The organism is Pacificibacter marinus, assembly GCF_018860505.1.
Taxonomy (GTDB): domain Bacteria; phylum Pseudomonadota; class Alphaproteobacteria; order Rhodobacterales; family Rhodobacteraceae; genus Celeribacter; species Celeribacter marinus_B.
Genome location: NZ_JAHKPU010000002.1, coordinates 1 through 16,499 on the forward strand (window position 1 = coordinate 1; position 16,499 = coordinate 16,499).

Genomic DNA, 16,499 nt, shown 5'->3' on the forward strand with positions numbered 1-16,499 from the left:
CGTAAGCGGGACAAGACCACTTCCACCCGTCCTACGACCTACATCGATGTCAGAAATGCGCAAATAGCGGGCTTAAAACTATGTAGTTCCCCAACCTCATAGCGATGCGACGAACTAGCTTCCGATACTTTAGGTTTCTGCTCTAGCTTGCTATCTATTCGAAAATACTAGCCTAGAAAGAGTAACAAGTAGCGAGACATACTACATCTATTGCTGCTTTAAATTGTTTAAAGGATATTCGGAAACATGACGGTAAACCAAGCGTGGGAAGGTGACCTTCTCGATTACGAAAGTATAGGAAACGCCTTTACTAACCTCATCAAGTCCATCGATACCGCAAAAGTTATATCCATTGAGGCCGGATTTGGTCGAGGCAAAACCTTCTTTAGGAAGGCATGGTCCGAACAATTGCGGCATGCTGGTGAAACCGTAGTTGAAATTGATGTACAGCAGTCGGACCATTCCGGTGATCCTGTTATAACTTTGCTGGGTGCGCTTGTCGAAGCGGTGCCAAAAACTGATGTAGACAAAGCGAAGAAGGCGCTGGACTCAGCCAAAAAAATTGGCGCTATCGGTGCACGTGCTGCGGCAAAAGTCATGCTACGTTCAGGTGCTGACGAAATTATTGATGCTTTATCCGATGGTGCCATTGATGCGCTTGGCGATTTCGACGCGCTCGATGATATTGTGAATGAACTTGGCGATGGTATGTCAAAGGCTGCAGGTCAGCTTATTGCTGCACAAATGGCTACCGAAAAAGTACGCAAAGTAGAATTGCCCCAGCAGTTGACCGCTCTTCACACTGCTTTGGTTCAAGATACGCAAGGTGATCGTGTTGTTGTGGTCATTGATGAGCTTGACCGGTGCCATCCAGACTACGCACTGGCATTCCTCGAAGCCATGAAACTCATTTTTTCGCAGTCTGGCTTCGTCTTTTGTTTGATGGTAAATGCTGACTATTTGGAACGACTGGCAAAACACCGTTTCGGTGCCTCAACCAACGAAGAAAGGTACTTAGAAAAGTTCGTTGATATCCGACTTTCACTTTCGCCTAAAGACGACACGTTTAAACAGGCTATATTTGCGCTGGCGCAAAACCTTCCAAACAAAATTCCTTACGGTGACGGATCAGATTTTTCCATTGAGCACGCCGCCGAATTGGCCAGCAAACTCGCCTTAAAAACCACGTTTTCTATGCGGAAGGTCAAAAGGCTGCTGTTAAAAGTGGAAGTAGCATTGCGGTGCTATGCGGATCGTCCACTGGATGTTTCTCTTTTGATATATTTGGCCTTCAAGCATGAGGCAGAAGAATTGGTCACGGTGGATGACTTGCCAAGAGCCTTCCTATCACCTCAAGAAGGTGAGAACCGCTTAGACGTTCCAGAAGCTCGCACTAATGCTTCCTTCCGAGATGAAGGCAAACGGGATAATGAATTAAATAGGGTTATCTACGAGGAGGCACCTGAACTTCTCAAGCTTCCACGCGAGCGCTATCAATTGCCGGAAGAAAAAGATTGGAAGGATTGGGCTCTTGTGTTCAAGTTCCTCGCGCCGCATTACATACCCAGTCATCAAGCAGTACTAAATGCGGTGGCCACCGTATTAGTCTCTAATGATTAGAATCCAGCTCGCCAAATCACTGAGCTTCGTACTTTTTGTACCGAGTGCTGAAAACTATCTTCGCTAAAACTAAGAAGCGAAAAAGCTCTAGGTCAACAAGTGACACCCGCCGAATACGCTTCAGACCAATGTCGGCTTTGACGCGCTGCAGAAACCTGAAAGGGTGGCGAACGGCTGCAAAGGGCCGTTCGTGCCTGTTGGCTATAAGCTATATCTTAAAATACCGCCCCCAGCACAGCTTAAGAGACGCTCAAAGGAAAATATAACCACCTGTTCAAAGGTGGTCGCATAGGTGGATATAAAAAATATAAAACCCACAACACACTGATTTTATTTTATTATATGGCATAATGTGGTGCGGGCGGGGGGACTCGAACCCCCACGGGCATACGCCCAACAGATTTTAAGTCTGGTGTGTCTACCATTCCACCACGCCCGCAACCGTGTTGCAGGCACAAAACAAAAGATGCGCCGCGCAACGGTTTGATGTTTAAGCGTAATGAGACCTAGAGCCAAGAGGTTTTCGAGCAAAGAAGAACATTCTACTGTGAATGCACATAAAGTTTTGCGCTTGACGCGCGGGCGTGCTGCGCCAATGTGGCCTTATGTTTCCAATTCGTGACCACAACCCGTCCCGCCACCCTGCTTATGTCACCTATGGCATCATGGCGCTGAATATTGCTGTGTTTTTGGCGATGCTGCCAGCATATGGCAACGACACAGCCCTTTATAACATCTACGCCAATTGGGCCTTGGTTCCTGCGCGGGTGTCGTCTGGTGATGGAACTTACACATTTCTCTCGTCGATGTTCATGCATGCTGGATTTATGCATTTAGCAGGTAACATGCTGTTTTTATGGATATTTGGTGACAATTTAGAAGACGAGATGGGTCACTGGAAATACTTGGGGTTTTATCTGTTTTGCGGCGTGATCGCGGGCTTGGCGCAGTTTTTGGCCGGTCCAACTGCGCGCGTGCCAATGGTCGGCGCCTCAGGCGCGATTGCGGGCGTCATGGGCGCCTATTTGTTGCTATACCCTAAAGCAAAGATCGACATCTTGCTGATATTGATCGTATTTTTCAAAGTTTTCCCTGTGCCCGCATGGATCATGCTGGGATTATGGGCGATCATGCAGGTCGTGGGTGGGGTTTCGGCCACATCTGATTCTGGTGGCGTCGCCTATATGGCACATTTGGGTGGATTCATCGCTGGAATAATCGTGATATATCCCAAATGGTTATCCTTGGGCGGGCGGCAGTATTGGGATCGAACATTTGGTCATCCTCCGCATCCAGAGGCCCGATATCAATTTGTAAAATCGTCTGTCCCCGTCGTCAAACGGCGCAAATGACGCCTTCTTCCATCATGCATTGAACATACAACAACGCCCCAATCAAACGAAATGAAGTGTATGGAACGTACGACAGCAGAACTGTTCAGTCACCGTAACCCGCTTCATAAGCGACCTCTTCAATATCTTCGTTAATAAAGGTCGCATAAACTTTCGCGCCGTTTGTAATACTCAAGATCACAGCAAGCGATAGCCCCGCCACCGCAGATGAGATCACGACCCAATCAACTGTGACAGCGCCACCCTCATCTTGGTTGTTGTTGGTTACCCATTGGGCAAGAGCTTTAAGCACGCGCGTTCCTCCGATTATTCCAACCACAATCGCATCCAATACTGGCAAGAATAGGGCTGAAACGCGATTTTCCAAAAATCAATAAGTAACTTTCTTTGAAAATCGGTGCCATTTATGCGAAAATGGAAACAACACCTGACACGCAGGCAAATAAAAAGCGCGCCTGAACAGCGCGCGTTTTAAAACATTTAGACTGGTGGCGCGATCAATCGGCGCGAATGACTGCGGCAAACCGATCAAACAGCGCTTCATTCGCACAGATGACTTCGCCATCCTCGATAATATTGTTTGTGCTCACGATAGGTTCAACAAAGCCGCCAGCTTCTTTGACCAAAAGCAAACCGGCTGCAATGTCCCAAGGCTTCATACGGCGCTCCCAGTAGCCGTCAAAACGACCGGCTGCGACAAACGCCATATCCAAGGACGGTGCGCCCCAACGACGAACACCAGCGCAAGCAGGCAAAATACGCGCAAGATCGCGCAGGGTGTCAGGCAAATCAGACTGGCCACCATTTGGCAAACCTGTCGCAAACAATCCCTCATGAAGCTTGGTGCGACCAGAGGCGCGAATGCGCGTGTCGTTCATCCAAGAGCCCGCGCCTTTTTCGGCCCAGAACAATTCACCTTTGGCCGGATCAAACACAACGCAAGATACGATCTCGCCTTTATGCTCAAGCGCCACGGATACAGCCCAATGCGGCAGACCGTGCAAAAAGTTGGTCACGCCGTCCAAACCAGAGACAATCCAGCGACGGGTCGGATCTGCGCCCTCAATCTCTTTGCCGTCTTTGCCCAGCCAACCATAGGTCGGACGTGCTTCAACCAACATATCGCGCATGATGGTCTCTGAGCTGATGATCGCTTTGGAAACAAAGTCCCCTGCCCCTTTGGCGGAAACTTGGAGGTTCTCGACCTCGCGAAAGTCTTTAACAAGAGAACGACCAGCGGCGCGTGTGGCCTTGATCATGACGTTTTGGTTTGCACTGCCTAGCATGGGTATCCGGCTCCGAAGATGTTCAAGTGCTGCGTATACGCACAAGGACCCGATCTGCCAAGGGCTTGCGGGGCAGTTTTATGGGAAGTTTTGACCAAATCGACAGGGTTGCACGTTCAAATCGTGCAACTTAACCACGTTGTAGTTTCACAGCTTCGGTTTTGGCGATGCGGATCAGATGCGCCATATAGGGTTTGGACACATCATCATCGCGTACAGCCGCATACAGGCGTCGCGTTCTACCTGTCGCAGTCAGCGGTAAAACCGCATATTCCTCACTATCTCGGGCATCGCGCATCACCCAATCGGGCAGCACTGCAACACCCCGATTTGAGGCCACCAACATCATGATCACATCTGTCAGTTCCACTTGGCGCACATGGGCAGGCGACACGCCTGCGGGCGTCAGCAATTCTTTGAACACATCCAAACGAGCACGATCCATCGGATAGGTGAACAATGTTTGGTCGGCGAAATCCTCGGCCTCAACAAAATCGCGCGTGGCCAGATGGTTTTTGCTTGAGCAAACAAACATCGGCGAATAATCGAACAAAGGCACATAGGTGACACCTGTGGGCACATCGGGGTCGCTTGAGATCACCAAATCGACCTGCTCTTTTTCCAAAGCCGCCATCGCGCCAAAAGCAAGTCGCAGCCGAATATCGACATCCACATCCGGCCAAGCTTTACGGAATTGATTGAGCACTGGCATCAGCCAATCAAAACAGGCGTGACATTCAATCGCGATGTGCAAGCGGCCCTTGGTGCCCTCCTCGATACCTTTGAACTCTGCCTCAATCGCCTCGATTCGCGGCAGCACGTCCTCGGCCAAGCGCAGCAATTTCATGCCAGCAGCAGACAATTTCAACGGTTTTGAGCGGCGCACAAACAGTTCCACCCCCGCTTGATCCTCAAGCCCTTTGACTTGATGCGACAAAGCAGATTGAGTGATATTCAAACGATCAGCGGCACGGGCCAAGCCGCCCTCTTCAAAGATCGCCTTGATGGTGCGCAGGTGGCGGAATTCCAAATGCATATGTGAGCGCCATTCATAATAGTGTTGAGAACTATGAATTTGTCTCACATGGCGCGACATGACACAAGACGGTCAAACACATAAGGACGACCACTATGACCAAAACGCCAAATATTTCCTTTGAGTTCTTTCCACCAAAGAACATGGCGGCCACATTTGGTCTGTTTGAAACAGTCAATGCGCTGCATGATCTGAAACCGGGCTTTGTCTCTGTGACGTACGGCGCAGGCGGCACCACACGCACGCTCACTCACGAAGCGGTGGAATTGCTGCACAAGAAATTCGGGCTAAATGTTGCAGCTCACCTGACTTGCGTTGATGCAACGAAAGCGGAAACGCTGGCGATTGCCGATGCCTATGCGGCGGCGGGTGTTTCTGAAATCGTGGCGCTGCGCGGCGACCCACCCAAAGGCGCTGGCGGCTTTACCCCCCACCCCGAAGGCTTTACCAATTCTATCGAGCTGATTGAGGCCCTGTCCGAAACAGGCAAATTCAAACTGCGTGTCGGCGCCTATCCTGATCCTCATCCTGAGGCCGCTGACGAGAACGCCGATGTAAAATTTCTCAAACGCAAGTTTGACGCCGGCGCGGATAGTGCCATCACACAGTTCTTTTTCGATCCTGACACCTTTTTCCGATTCCGTGATCGCGCCGTTGCCACAGGCATCACAGGCAAAATTTTGCCCGGTATCTTGCCTATTAGCAGCTGGAACGGTGTTAAAAAGTTCGCACAGTCTTGTGGCACGCCTGTGCCTGCGCACCTTGATGACCTTTATACAAAAGCCGGTGACAATGCCGAACAATTGTCCATCGATTTGGCCACTGACATGTGCGAAAAGCTGATCGCTGGCGGTGTTGACGATCTGCATTTTTACACGCTCAACAAACCGAACCTGTCAAAATCTGTCTGCACCAATTTGGGTGTAACCTCAGCCTAAGTTTTCAGACGCAAAACCAAAGCGTCTTCGGCGCGTGCTGGAAACAGTGCGCGCCTATCGCTTTACTGCGGGGTGAATCACCTCAGACGGATCACGCCCGACGATACGCTTGGTGCGCAGCCAAAAGAACTTGCCCCAGCCTTTGCTCATACCAATGGACCGCCCATGCGGATCGGATAAGAAACGTCTGCGCCAGCCATTGGGCAATGCTAACCCCGCTTGTTCGGCCTTATCCAGCATCCACACCAATGTCGCATTCGACAATTTACGTTCGGGATTATGCCCTGACAATTGCCCGCCGACATCGCTATGCGACCCCGGAAACCACATTTGTTGCAACACTTGATCCGAATTGGGATTAGTCTCGAACATCACCGGCGCATAGGCACGGCGACGTTCATCATAGGCCAAAGCATGATAGGACTTTCGCGCACAACGTGGTGGCCTAAGGTCGCGAAACTCATGAAAGACCCTTGAGAACCGCCACAACACAGGAAAATGCACTCCAACTGCCGCGACCGTATCCCAAACCCCAAGCATGTCGATCACCACATTTTTATGGCAATGTTTGGCTGCAAAGAAACGCGCGGCATCTGTATCAGGGTCAGACTGATAATGGCGATAGGCGGTTTTAATATTACGCTCTGTCGCCTCATGACTTTCCAAAAGACCCACTTGGTCAATGAACCCCGCCAAAGAGCGCACAGCATAGGCCCCACGCGAATAACCGAACAGAAAGATTTTATCGCCGACACGATAACGTGACGCCAGCCCGCCATAAACCCGCTTGATCTGCTCATTAATGCCGCGCCCTTCCACGACATCCATCGTGTCAGCAAAGCTGTCCCATTGAATACCCGCTTCATAGCGCACAAGCATATTGGCGCTGTCAGGGCCGATATCAGCCACATCACAACACAGCTTAAACGTCAGTCCTGCATTGGTCTCATACCCTTCATCCAAAGACGACAGCGTTCCGTCCATAATGATGACATGAGTGATAGGTCCGCGCCCATGCACGGCTTCTGATGTCGTTATTTTTCTTTTAAACTCAACAAGGTGTCGCAGGCGACCCAATAGACTTTTACGAGACGGCACGCATATCACCTTTTAGAAACTCACTGAACGCTTGCTCAAAAAACGGCACCTCTTGCGTGGCGCGCGCAAAATTCACCGCAGGAGGCGAGCCACCCAAAATCCTGACCTGCTGACATATTTTGCCCTGTCTCACCGCGCACTCCTTAAACCAAAACGGCCCCTTTGCCGCAGACTATCGGGCAAAGGGGCCGTGTAAAAGGCAATAGATTGTGAAGCCGGAAGACTGACTTATGCGTAGAGCGGCTCTTGCGCCACGTCAGGTTTAACGAGGCTTTGCACCGTCTCGATTGTGATATTGCCAAACCCGTTGAACCGTGTGGCCGTCGCGATGGAATAGGCGCCGCAACCGGCAAAAACCAAGTGGTCTTCTTCCTCCATATCCGCAGGAAAGCCCAATTCGGACGGCAATTTGTCAGTGCTATCACAGGTGGGACCAAAAACGGTTCGCAACACTGGATCGCCCATACGACGGTTTCCATACTGACCGTAGGCTTCGATACGATCAATAACACCGACCAAGTGCAACTCGGACAGCCCGCCATAAATCCCGTCATTCAAAAACACATGCGCATCATCGCGAATGGCTTTCACGCGGGTGACAAGCGAAAAGCTTTCCGCCACAAGCGCACGACCAGGTTCACAAATCAATGCGGGACGCGCATCGCCAAAGGCCTCATCGGTAACGCGATCGATCAAGGCGAAGGTCGCGGACAGCTGTGGCACAACATCGTTCAAACGGTGTGACGGGAATCCGCCGCCGACATTTAGGCGGTGAATGTGTACGCCAGTGACTTGAGCAATCTCGGCCGCCGTATAGATGTAAGTTTCCCAAGCTTTTGGATCAGTGCATTGCGTACCTGGATGAAAATTAAGCGAGACATCAAAGCCAAGCTGATCCGCCAAAGTCACCAGTTCCATAGCTTTTTCAACCGTCGCGCCAAATTTGGCACCAAAGTTATAAGCAGCCCCTTCGACCGGCAGTTTAAACCGCACGGCAATTTCAACACCATCTGCTGGCACCAATTGGCCCAGTTTCACCAGTTCAGAATGGCTGTCGACGGAATAGGATTTCACGCCCAGCGCGACGGCATGTTTGATCTCGGACCGCGAGCGCACAGGATTGTTGTAATGCAGCGCTGCATGTGGCGCCAAACGTGCGATGGTGTCCATTTCCACAGGAGAGGCCACATCAAAGCCGCTAATACCAGCCGCGATCAGGTTGATCAGAACCTCTTCGTCTGGATTGGCTTTGACCGCATATGTCACAAGCCCAGGGAATCCTTGCAAAAATTCATGTGCACAGGCCTGAAGCGTTTCAGGTGAAAAGAACATAACCGGATGATCCGGTGAATGTGTACGAAGGTAGTCTGCGGGCGATGCCCAAAGAGTATTAGAGAGCCCCATTAGCGTTTCCTCACCAACAGTTGCAGCCACTATCTTACCCGGGGTGTCCGGTTGGGAATGCGCTTACGCGTTAATCCAAACCAGGCCAGGTACAAGCGTCTCCGCTGCCCTTTGATCCTGAAACAATAGAGCGTGTATGACGTGACATTTCACCGAAAAAAAGAGTTGAAATGTACATATGATACGTTATTTTGTAAGGTATTGAAGTTAATTTGTTAGTTATGTAGCATCCCCTATCGGCCAAGACTGGGGGTCGACTTTCAAAAGGAACGTTTCATGGATGATTTGGACCAAAAAATACTCGCAGCGATGGCCACTGATTCATCGACCTCTGTCTCGCGTTTGGCGCGACGGTTTAAGGTCGCACGCTCGACCGTACAGGCGCGATTGGAAAAGCTAGAAACCAACGGGACGATTGCAGGCTATACGATCAAATTGGGGGATGTCGCTTTGGCTCGACGGGTCAAGGCCACGGTGTTGGTCTATTGTGAACCACGCGCCTCCGCTGGTGTGGTCGGCAAGCTCAAGGCTATACCCGATGTGGAAATGGTGGCCACATCAACAGGGCGTGTTGATTTAATTACACAAATTGCTTGTGCCACCACCGAAGATATCGACCAAACATTAGATCAGATTACCTCGATCACGGGCGTTCAAGACATTGAAAGTCTGATTCATCTCAGCGTCAAATTTGACCGCTCTATTTAACGATGCCCGACGCATTATGCTGCGGCATGAGGGGGCAGACCGCTTCGGGGCGTATTTCCTGTTTCACTTGAAGTGGCTTCGCCGCGCGCGATGGCGTCGATCACCCGAAGAGATAAGGCGATCGAGCGCCCAGGGTCAGCAAGCTGGTTGGTTGTGCCCACCGCATAAATTTTGAGCTCAGGGGCATAAAACGCAAAACTGCCCCCAAAGCCAAAGTGACCATAAACTGCAGGCAGCTTACGCCCCCATAACCAAGGTTCTTTAAGACGAAACTTGAGCGCCACCAAGCGTGATGCATCAACACGCATCACCCCAAGACCGTAGTCAATAGGCGGATGCAACGGCTTCCAGTCGTACAAATCACGGATGTGCCGGCGTTCGAACAAATACCCTTCAAAGAAACTGCGCAAGAAAATCAACCCTTCGCGCGAGGTCGTCACCAAGCCGGCATCAGCTTGAAAAGACGTCATGGTGCGCGGCACTAAAACTTCTTTAGCGTGAGACATCAAATTGGCGGGCCGTGTGTCAGAGGGGTCGTTGTAAATATACGAGGCTGTCAACCCAAGGGGCTGCGTGATGCGGTCTTTCACAACCTGTGAAAAACTTTTTTGTTCGAGCGCCTCGATCACCTTTCCCAAAATATGAAAATTGCTGTCTGTATACAGGGCCGTGGGCGAGGCCCCAGGGACATCAATTGCGCCATGGGACCGTGTGCGCGAAATCACATCCTCAAACGTCCAAGAGGTATCAACACCCTTTGTCAGGGCATGTTGCAAGTCTCTGGCGTGATTGCGAAAAACAAAAAAATCACCCAAACCTGACGTCTGCGACATCAGATGCCGAATGGTGATGTCATCAGTATAATCGACAGCATCTTTGACATGAATTTCGAGGCATGATTTGCTATCAGGTATGTAGGATATAAAGGGAGTATCAAAGGCCACTTTGCCTTCATCGCGCAGCTGCATCAAAATCGCCACCACATAAAGCTTTGCCATGGAGGTCGCGAAATAAGGTGTGCGCGCATCCAACTGTCCCGCATTGAAATTGTAATGTGATGCATCTGACTGTCGATACGCGGAAATTGTGATCCCGCTGTATTGCGGGCTTTTCACCATGCGATCAATGTTTCGATCAAGATGTGTTCGCCTGTCGCCCATGCTGCATGTCTCCTATCGCAGCCTATCTTTTAGGTTCAAAACCTTAAGTCACCGTCAATTTTTAATGGCCGCTAAGTGGCGATTTTTGGGCACCAAGTGACGCATTTCAACACCCGTAGCCTCGGTTTGCTAAATATGCCCCTCCCCCGTGCTTGCATCCAAACATCACAGGCCCCCCCTAGGCCTGAAAGCGCAAAAGACCGACAAATGTCATGACGTCTTACGAGATTGTCCATTTAGCGGAGCAACATCCACGGGTTTCACCCTTTCCCTCGCCGTGGCCGCGCGGTACATATCGCGCAACAGGAATGACGTATTAGGCGGCTTATCATGACCATGGACAAAGTTTTTGACGCGAAAACAGCGGAAACGCGGATTTATAGCGATTGGGAAAAGGCGGGGGCTTTCAAAGCTGGCGCCAATGCATCGCGCGAGGACACCTTTACCGTCATGCTACCACCCCCCAATGTGACGGGCGCTTTGCACGTCGGCCACGCGTTTAACCACACTTTGCAAGACATCATGGTGCGCTGGCACCGGATGCGCGGCTTTGACACCCTGTGGCAGCCCGGCCAAGACCACGCAGGCATCGCGACGCAGTTGCAGGTCGAAAAGAAACTCATGGCTGATGAGGGCAAAAAACGCGCTGATTTGGGCCGCGATGAATTTCTGTCCCGCGTCTGGGATTGGAAAGGCCAATACGGAACGACAATTATCGAGCAAATGAAACGCTTGGGCAATTCCTGTGACTGGTCCCGCAACGCCTTTACCATGTCTGGTGCGCCAAATGCGCCTAAAGGCGAAGAAGGCAATTTCCACGATGCTGTGATCAAAGTCTTTGTTGAGATGCACTCCAAAGGCCTGATCTATCGCGGCAAACGCCTGACCAACTGGGACCCGCATTTTGAAACCGCGATTTCCGATCTCGAAGTGGAAAACATCGAAGTCGCGGGGCACATGTGGCACTTTAAATACAAGCTCGCGGGTGGTGACACTTACGAATACGTGGAAAAAGACGAAGACGGCAATGTGACTTTGCGCGAGACCCGCGATTACATTTCCATCGCCACCACGCGCCCTGAAACCATGCTGGGCGATGGCGCTGTGGCTGTACACCCAAGCGACGAGCGTTACGCGCCAATCGTGGGCAAAATGGTGCATCTGCCGCTTTGTGATCGTTTGATCCCGATTGTCACCGATGAATACCCCGACAAAGACTTTGGATCAGGTGCGGTGAAAATCACCGGCGCGCATGATTTCAACGATTACCAAGTCGCCAAACGCTGCAAATTGCCGATGTACCGCCTGATGGATCGCAAGGGCGCGATGCGCGATGACGGCGAGGCTTATGACGTTTGTGTGGACCGCGCGCGCGAAATTGCGGCGGGGGCCGAGGCCACTGAATCTGAAATCGACGCGCTGAACCTTGTGCCAGAAAAATACCGCGGCATGGATCGTTTTGATGCGCGCAAAGCTGTGATTGCGGACATCACCAACGCTGGTTTGGCTGTAATGCATACCGTCACAAAAAAAGTGAAAGACGATGAGGGCGTTGAAACTGAGGTTTCTGAAGTCGTGCCCTACGTTGAAAACAAACCTGTGATGCAGCCCTTTGGGGATCGGTCCAAAGTGGTGATCGAGCCTATGCTGACCGACCAATGGTTTGTTGATGCTGAAAAGATTGTTGAGCCTGCGCTTGAGGCCGTTCGTGATGGCAAAACCCAGATCATTCCTGATTCAGGGCGTAAAGTGTACAACCACTGGTTAGAGAATATCGAACCTTGGTGTATTTCGCGTCAATTGTGGTGGGGGCACCAGATTCCAGTTTGGTATGGACCGCAAGCTAAGGTCAACAAGGATGGATCACGCGTTCTATTTTTCGACGAGTTCCACGCAATTTGTGCAGCCACAGAAGCTGAAGCTGTTTCAAAATTTGAAAAATATTACGAAGGCGCTCGCGTTGTCGCTACGGACCTTAGCGCGAGCGAGCTAGTCGAAAAGCAGTTGTCTGACGGCTTCAATGACCCGAACCACCCAGAAATCGAGGGAATTGGGATTTTCAGAGACCCCGACGTCCTAGACACATGGTTCTCCTCCGGCCTTTGGCCTATCGGTACGCTCGGCTGGCCTGAGTGGACGGAAGAAACATCGAAATACTTTTCGACAGACGTGTTGGTCACAGGCCAAGACATTCTGTTCTTCTGGGTGGCACGCATGATGATGATGCAATTGGCTGTGGTCGACGAAGTGCCATTCCACACCATTTACCTGCACCAGCTCGTGCGTGACGAGAAGGGCAAGAAGATGTCCAAGACCACGGGCAATGTCATCGATCCGCTGGAAATCATTGACGAATACGGTGCCGATGCGTTGCGTTTCACCAATGCGTCCATGGCCGCCATCGGTGGGGTTTTGAAACTGTCCGAGGACAGCATCAAAGGCTACCGCAACTTTGGCACCAAGATCTGGAACGCCGCCCGCTTTGCCGAAATGAACCAAGTGTTCGAGGTCTATGACCCCTCCGTGATGCCAACACCAAAAGCCACGGTGAACAAATGGATCATCGGCGAAGTCGCCAAAACCCGCGCCGAAGTTGACGCCGCGATTGAAGCCTACCGTTTCAACGATGCCGCCAACGCGCTTTACGGCTTTGTTTGGGGCAAATTCTGCGACTGGTATGTGGAACTCGCGAAACCATTGTTGTTTGCTGAAGACGAAGCGGTCTTGGCCGAGACACGTCAAACAATGGGCTGGGCCTTGGACCAAGCGCTTATAATGCTGCACCCCTTCATGCCGTTTATCACCGAAGAACTTTGGGGCACCGTGCAAACAGATCGCGGGCTTTTGGCCGTCACCGATTGGCCAACCTATGGCGCGGAATTGATCGATGCCGATGCGGATCGTGAAATGAACTGGGTGATCAATCTGATCGAACGCATCCGGTCCTCACGCGCTGAAGTGCACGTGCCCGCGGGGCTGAAAATCCCTATGGTACAAGTTGACTTGGATGATACAGGCAAAACCGCTTGGGCCAACAACGAAGCCCTGATCATGAAGCTTGCCCGCGTTGATAGCCTGACTGTCGGCCCGATGCCAAAAGGCGCGATCACCATTCCGGTTGAGGGCGGCACATTCGCGCTGCCGCTCGCGGGCGTGATCGACATTGCTGAGGAAAAAGCACGGCTTGAGAAAACCATGCAAAAACTGGCCAAAGAACTGGGCGGTTTGCGCGGACGCTTGAACAATCCGAAATTCGCGGCCTCTGCCCCTGCTGATGTTGTGGCCGAAGCGCAAGCCAACTTGGCTGCCCGCGAAGAGGAAGAAGGCAAACTCAAAGCCGCTCTTGCGCGCCTAGATGAAATTGGCTGAATGAAAATCAATTGAATGGATAAAACGGGCGCAGCGCAATCTGCGCCCGTTTTTACAGTCTGGGGCGTACTCGTGTGCCTGTGACCGCTTGTTCGCGCTAGAAACTTAAGGCAGATATTGCATATGACAGATACACGCCTCACCCCGCTTGCCGCCTCATTGCCCTCGACCATCCCCTTTGTTGCGCCAGAGCGCATCGAAGCTGAACGCGGGACTGCCTTTGCCGCACGCCTTGGCGCGAACGAGCTGTCGTTTGGCCCCTCACCCAAAGCCATTTCCGCGATGACAGATGCGCTGAGTGGCATTTGGAAATACGGCGTGCCAGAAAATGAACCTCTGCGGACTGAGTTGGCGACACACCTGAACATAGCGCCTGAAGCCGTGACCATCGGCGAAGGCATCGATGGATTGCTGGGCATCTTGGTGCGATTATATGTCGGCGCAGGGGACGCTGTGGTGACCTCTGACGGGTCCTATCCGACATTTAACTACCACGTGGCGGGCGCTGGCGGCATGTTGCACAAAGTCCCGTATAAAGACGATTTTGAAAACCCTAAGGCGCTGATCGCCAAAGCAAGTGAGGTTGGCGCGAAACTTGTGTACTTGTCCAATCCCAACAATCCTATGGGCAGCGTACACAACGCGCAAACCGTGCAATCGATGATCGATGCCGTGCCTGACGGCTGTCTATTGGTGCTGGACGAAGCCTATGCGGAATTCGCGCCCGACGGCACAACACCCCAGATAGATATCTCTGACAAGCGCGTGATCCGTTTTCGTACCTTTTCAAAAGCTTATGGACTTGCAGGGGCGCGGATTGGCTATGGCATTTCACATCCCGAAATCATCAGTGGCTTTGACAAAATCCGCAATCATTTTGGTGTGAACCGTGTGGCCCAAGCCGGTGCTTTGGCCGCGTTACATGACCATAATTACTTGTCTGAGACCTTAGAAAAGGTCGACCAAGCCCGTGTCCGTCTTGCACAAATCGCACAAGACAATGGATTGATCCCTTTGTTATCCGCTGCCAATTTTGTCACGATTGACTGTGGGCGTGATGGCGATTTCGCACGCTCTGTTTTGGCAGCACTCAGTGCGCGAGGCGTGTTTGTGCGCATGCCGGGGGCAGCCCCACTGGATCGCTGCATTCGGATCTCAGTGGGACTGCCGCAGGAATTGGATATTTTGGCAGAGCGCCTGCCCTTGGCTTTGCAAGACGCCCGTGACCACATCGACAAAACCTAGCCGCAGCAACATCCACCCGCCTCTGCTGGCGGTATCACAGTTCCAGCTTTGCTGGCCAAAAACTGCGCAGCGGCAGTGACACCTCCTGCGCCATGCGGAATATTCAACGCAACAAATCCGGTTTCAATTGCGCCTATAACGCCTAAAACCATCTGCGCATTTAGGTGTCCCATATGGCCGATGCGGAAATATCCGTGCCATTCTGCTGCGTCCCAATCCGCCATGCCCAAGGGAATACCAAGCGTGACGCCCATGTGCTCAGTCAACCAATCACGCAATCGCGTGCCGTCCGGTTCCGTCAACTTCAACGCAGTGACAGCATGCGACCGATGGGCGGGATCGGCGACGTTCAAGACCAAATCGCCACCCTGCCCCCAAGCCTGTGCGGCCGCCCAATACGCCCCAGCCAAAGCAGCATGACGGTTCCAGACGTTTTCCATGCCCTCAGTCATCAGCATGTCCACCGCCACGCGTAATGCATACAAGTGTTGCGTGGGTGGGGTGCCGCCAAAATATTCATAAAGGTGTACGGGATTTGTTCGTAAGTTCCAGTCCCAATAGGGCGTACGCATATCGGCGGATTGCCCAGCTGCAAGCGCCTTGTCCGAGACCCAAATAAAGCCCATCCCAGCCGGCGTCATCAGGCCCTTTTGCGAGGCCGCAATCGCAACATCGACGCCCCAAGCATCCATTTCAAATCGGTCACAGCCTATAGAAGCCACACAATCCACAGCATAAATCGCGGGATGTCCTGCGGCGTCGATCGCGGCGCGGATCGCTTTGATATCGTTGCGCAATGAGGTCGCCGTATCGACATGTGTGACCAAAACGGCTTTGATTTTGTGATCTGTATCAGCACGCAAAACCTGCTCGACTTTTGCTGGATCAATCGCTGCTTTTTTGCCAAAATCCAAACGTTGCACCGATGTCCCAAGGCTTTCGGCCACATCGGCCCAACCTTCGCCAAACGCACCAGACAAACAGGCCAAGACGGTGTCACCACGCGAAATCATATTTGTCAAAGCGGCTTCCCAAAGGCCGTGCCCATTGGAAATATACATCGCCACATGATGTTCGGTGCGCGCTATTTTTTTAAGATCGGGAACAAGGCCATGCGTCAGCTCCACCAATTCGCCTGTATATATATTTGGCGCGGGGCGTTGCATGGCTTGTAAAACGGCATCCGGCAGAACGGATGGGCCAGGAATGGCAAGGTAGTGGCGACCATTTGACAGTGACATATTCAAATCCTACGTAATGAGACCTTAAGCGGTAACGCCCAG

13 protein-coding genes and 1 tRNA gene are annotated in these 16,499 nt (G+C 51.9%); 6 read left to right on the forward strand and 8 right to left on the reverse strand.

Annotated features, from left to right (window positions below):
• Window positions 1–246: 246 nt before the first annotated feature.
• Window positions 247–1,620 (forward strand): KAP family P-loop NTPase fold protein, encoded by a 1,374-nt coding sequence (locus tag KO503_RS00030; RefSeq protein WP_215989561.1) that lies wholly within the window; start codon window positions 247–249, stop codon window positions 1,618–1,620.
• Between the two features lie 353 nt (window positions 1,621–1,973).
• On the opposite strand, the gene KO503_RS00035 is transcribed toward KO503_RS00030, so the two are convergent.
• Window positions 1,974–2,059: transfer RNA gene (locus KO503_RS00035), tRNA-Leu, on the reverse strand.
• 166 nt (window positions 2,060–2,225) lie between these two features.
• Here KO503_RS00035 and KO503_RS00040 point away from each other — a divergent pair.
• Entirely contained in the window at window positions 2,226–2,972 is a 747-nt protein-coding gene (locus KO503_RS00040; protein ID WP_215989562.1) for a rhomboid family intramembrane serine protease, read from the forward strand.
• Window positions 2,973–3,057: 85 nt separating this feature from the next.
• Here the strand turns inward: KO503_RS00040 and KO503_RS00045 are convergent, their stop codons facing one another.
• The 3 genes from KO503_RS00045 to KO503_RS00055 all read right to left on the reverse strand — a co-directional run bounded on the left by KO503_RS00045 (window position 3,058) and on the right by KO503_RS00055 (window position 5,294).
• Window positions 3,058–3,264 carry a hypothetical protein gene (locus tag KO503_RS00045; RefSeq protein ID WP_215989563.1) on the reverse strand — a complete coding sequence of 69 codons (207 nt, stop codon included), beginning with the start codon at window positions 3,262–3,264 and terminating at the stop codon, window positions 3,058–3,060.
• A 205-nt stretch (window positions 3,265–3,469) separates the two neighbouring features.
• Window positions 3,470–4,258: an inositol monophosphatase family protein gene (locus tag KO503_RS00050; protein WP_215989564.1), complete on the reverse strand. Its 789-nt coding sequence runs from the start codon at window positions 4,256–4,258 to the stop codon at window positions 3,470–3,472.
• Between the two features lie 130 nt (window positions 4,259–4,388).
• Window positions 4,389–5,294 (reverse strand): LysR family transcriptional regulator, encoded by a 906-nt coding sequence (locus KO503_RS00055; protein ID WP_215989565.1) that lies wholly within the window; start codon window positions 5,292–5,294, stop codon window positions 4,389–4,391.
• Window positions 5,295–5,389: 95 nt separating this feature from the next.
• Here KO503_RS00055 and metF point away from each other — a divergent pair, with 95 nt between their 5' ends.
• Window positions 5,390–6,232, forward strand: coding sequence for a methylenetetrahydrofolate reductase [NAD(P)H] (gene metF, locus KO503_RS00060; RefSeq protein ID WP_215989566.1), 843 nt, complete (start codon window positions 5,390–5,392; stop codon window positions 6,230–6,232).
• 54 nt (window positions 6,233–6,286) lie between these two features.
• Here metF and KO503_RS00065 read toward each other — a convergent pair whose 3' ends face one another.
• Window positions 6,287–7,330 carry a DUF2235 domain-containing protein gene (locus KO503_RS00065; protein WP_215989567.1) on the reverse strand — a complete coding sequence of 348 codons (1,044 nt, stop codon included), beginning with the start codon at window positions 7,328–7,330 and terminating at the stop codon, window positions 6,287–6,289.
• Between the two features lie 228 nt (window positions 7,331–7,558).
• Window positions 7,559–8,734, reverse strand: a complete 1,176-nt coding sequence (locus tag KO503_RS00070; protein WP_215989568.1) for a type III PLP-dependent enzyme — start codon at window positions 8,732–8,734, stop codon at window positions 7,559–7,561.
• Window positions 8,735–9,010: 276 nt separating this feature from the next.
• On the opposite strand from KO503_RS00070, the gene KO503_RS00075 reads away from it, so the two are divergent.
• On the forward strand, window positions 9,011–9,442 hold the full coding sequence (locus tag KO503_RS00075; RefSeq protein ID WP_215989569.1) for an Lrp/AsnC family transcriptional regulator: 432 nt from the start codon (window positions 9,011–9,013) through the stop codon (window positions 9,440–9,442).
• A gap of 14 nt (window positions 9,443–9,456) precedes the next feature.
• Here KO503_RS00075 and KO503_RS00080 read toward each other — a convergent pair whose 3' ends face one another.
• On the reverse strand, window positions 9,457–10,602 hold the full coding sequence (locus KO503_RS00080) for a serine hydrolase domain-containing protein (protein ID WP_215989570.1): 1,146 nt from the start codon (window positions 10,600–10,602) through the stop codon (window positions 9,457–9,459).
• 330 nt (window positions 10,603–10,932) lie between these two features.
• On the opposite strand from KO503_RS00080, the gene KO503_RS00085 reads away from it, so the two are divergent.
• On the forward strand, window positions 10,933–13,971 hold the full coding sequence (locus KO503_RS00085) for a valine--tRNA ligase (RefSeq protein ID WP_215989571.1): 3,039 nt from the start codon (window positions 10,933–10,935) through the stop codon (window positions 13,969–13,971).
• 123 nt (window positions 13,972–14,094) lie between these two features.
• A complete protein-coding gene (locus KO503_RS00090; RefSeq protein ID WP_215989572.1) occupies window positions 14,095–15,216 on the forward strand; it encodes a pyridoxal phosphate-dependent aminotransferase in 1,122 nt (373 codons plus the stop codon).
• Here the strand turns inward: KO503_RS00090 and KO503_RS00095 are convergent.
• Window positions 15,213–16,457 carry a pyridoxal-phosphate-dependent aminotransferase family protein gene (locus KO503_RS00095; protein ID WP_215989573.1) on the reverse strand — a complete coding sequence of 415 codons (1,245 nt, stop codon included), beginning with the start codon at window positions 16,455–16,457 and terminating at the stop codon, window positions 15,213–15,215. The genes KO503_RS00090 and KO503_RS00095 overlap by 4 nt on opposite strands.
• Window positions 16,458–16,499 lie beyond the last annotated feature (42 nt).

Excerpts from the sequence above, each read along its gene's own strand:
- KO503_RS00095 (WP_215989573.1), bottom strand. The coding sequence starts at position 16,457 with ATGTCACTGTCAAATGGTCGCCACTACCTTGCCATTCCTGGCCCATCC.
- KO503_RS00040 (WP_215989562.1), top strand. The coding sequence starts at position 2,226 with ATGTTTCCAATTCGTGACCACAACCCGTCCCGCCACCCTGCTTATGTC.
- KO503_RS00055 (WP_215989565.1), bottom strand. The coding sequence starts at position 5,294 with ATGCATTTGGAATTCCGCCACCTGCGCACCATCAAGGCGATCTTTGAA.
- KO503_RS00090 (WP_215989572.1), top strand. The coding sequence starts at position 14,095 with ATGACAGATACACGCCTCACCCCGCTTGCCGCCTCATTGCCCTCGACC.
- KO503_RS00070 (WP_215989568.1), bottom strand. The coding sequence starts at position 8,734 with ATGGGGCTCTCTAATACTCTTTGGGCATCGCCCGCAGACTACCTTCGT.
- KO503_RS00050 (WP_215989564.1), bottom strand. The coding sequence starts at position 4,258 with ATGCTAGGCAGTGCAAACCAAAACGTCATGATCAAGGCCACACGCGCC.
- KO503_RS00080 (WP_215989570.1), bottom strand. The coding sequence starts at position 10,602 with ATGGGCGACAGGCGAACACATCTTGATCGAAACATTGATCGCATGGTG.
- metF (WP_215989566.1), top strand. The coding sequence starts at position 5,390 with ATGACCAAAACGCCAAATATTTCCTTTGAGTTCTTTCCACCAAAGAAC.
- KO503_RS00030 (WP_215989561.1), top strand. The coding sequence starts at position 247 with ATGACGGTAAACCAAGCGTGGGAAGGTGACCTTCTCGATTACGAAAGT.
- KO503_RS00085 (WP_215989571.1), top strand. The coding sequence starts at position 10,933 with ATGACCATGGACAAAGTTTTTGACGCGAAAACAGCGGAAACGCGGATT.
- KO503_RS00075 (WP_215989569.1), top strand. The coding sequence starts at position 9,011 with ATGGATGATTTGGACCAAAAAATACTCGCAGCGATGGCCACTGATTCA.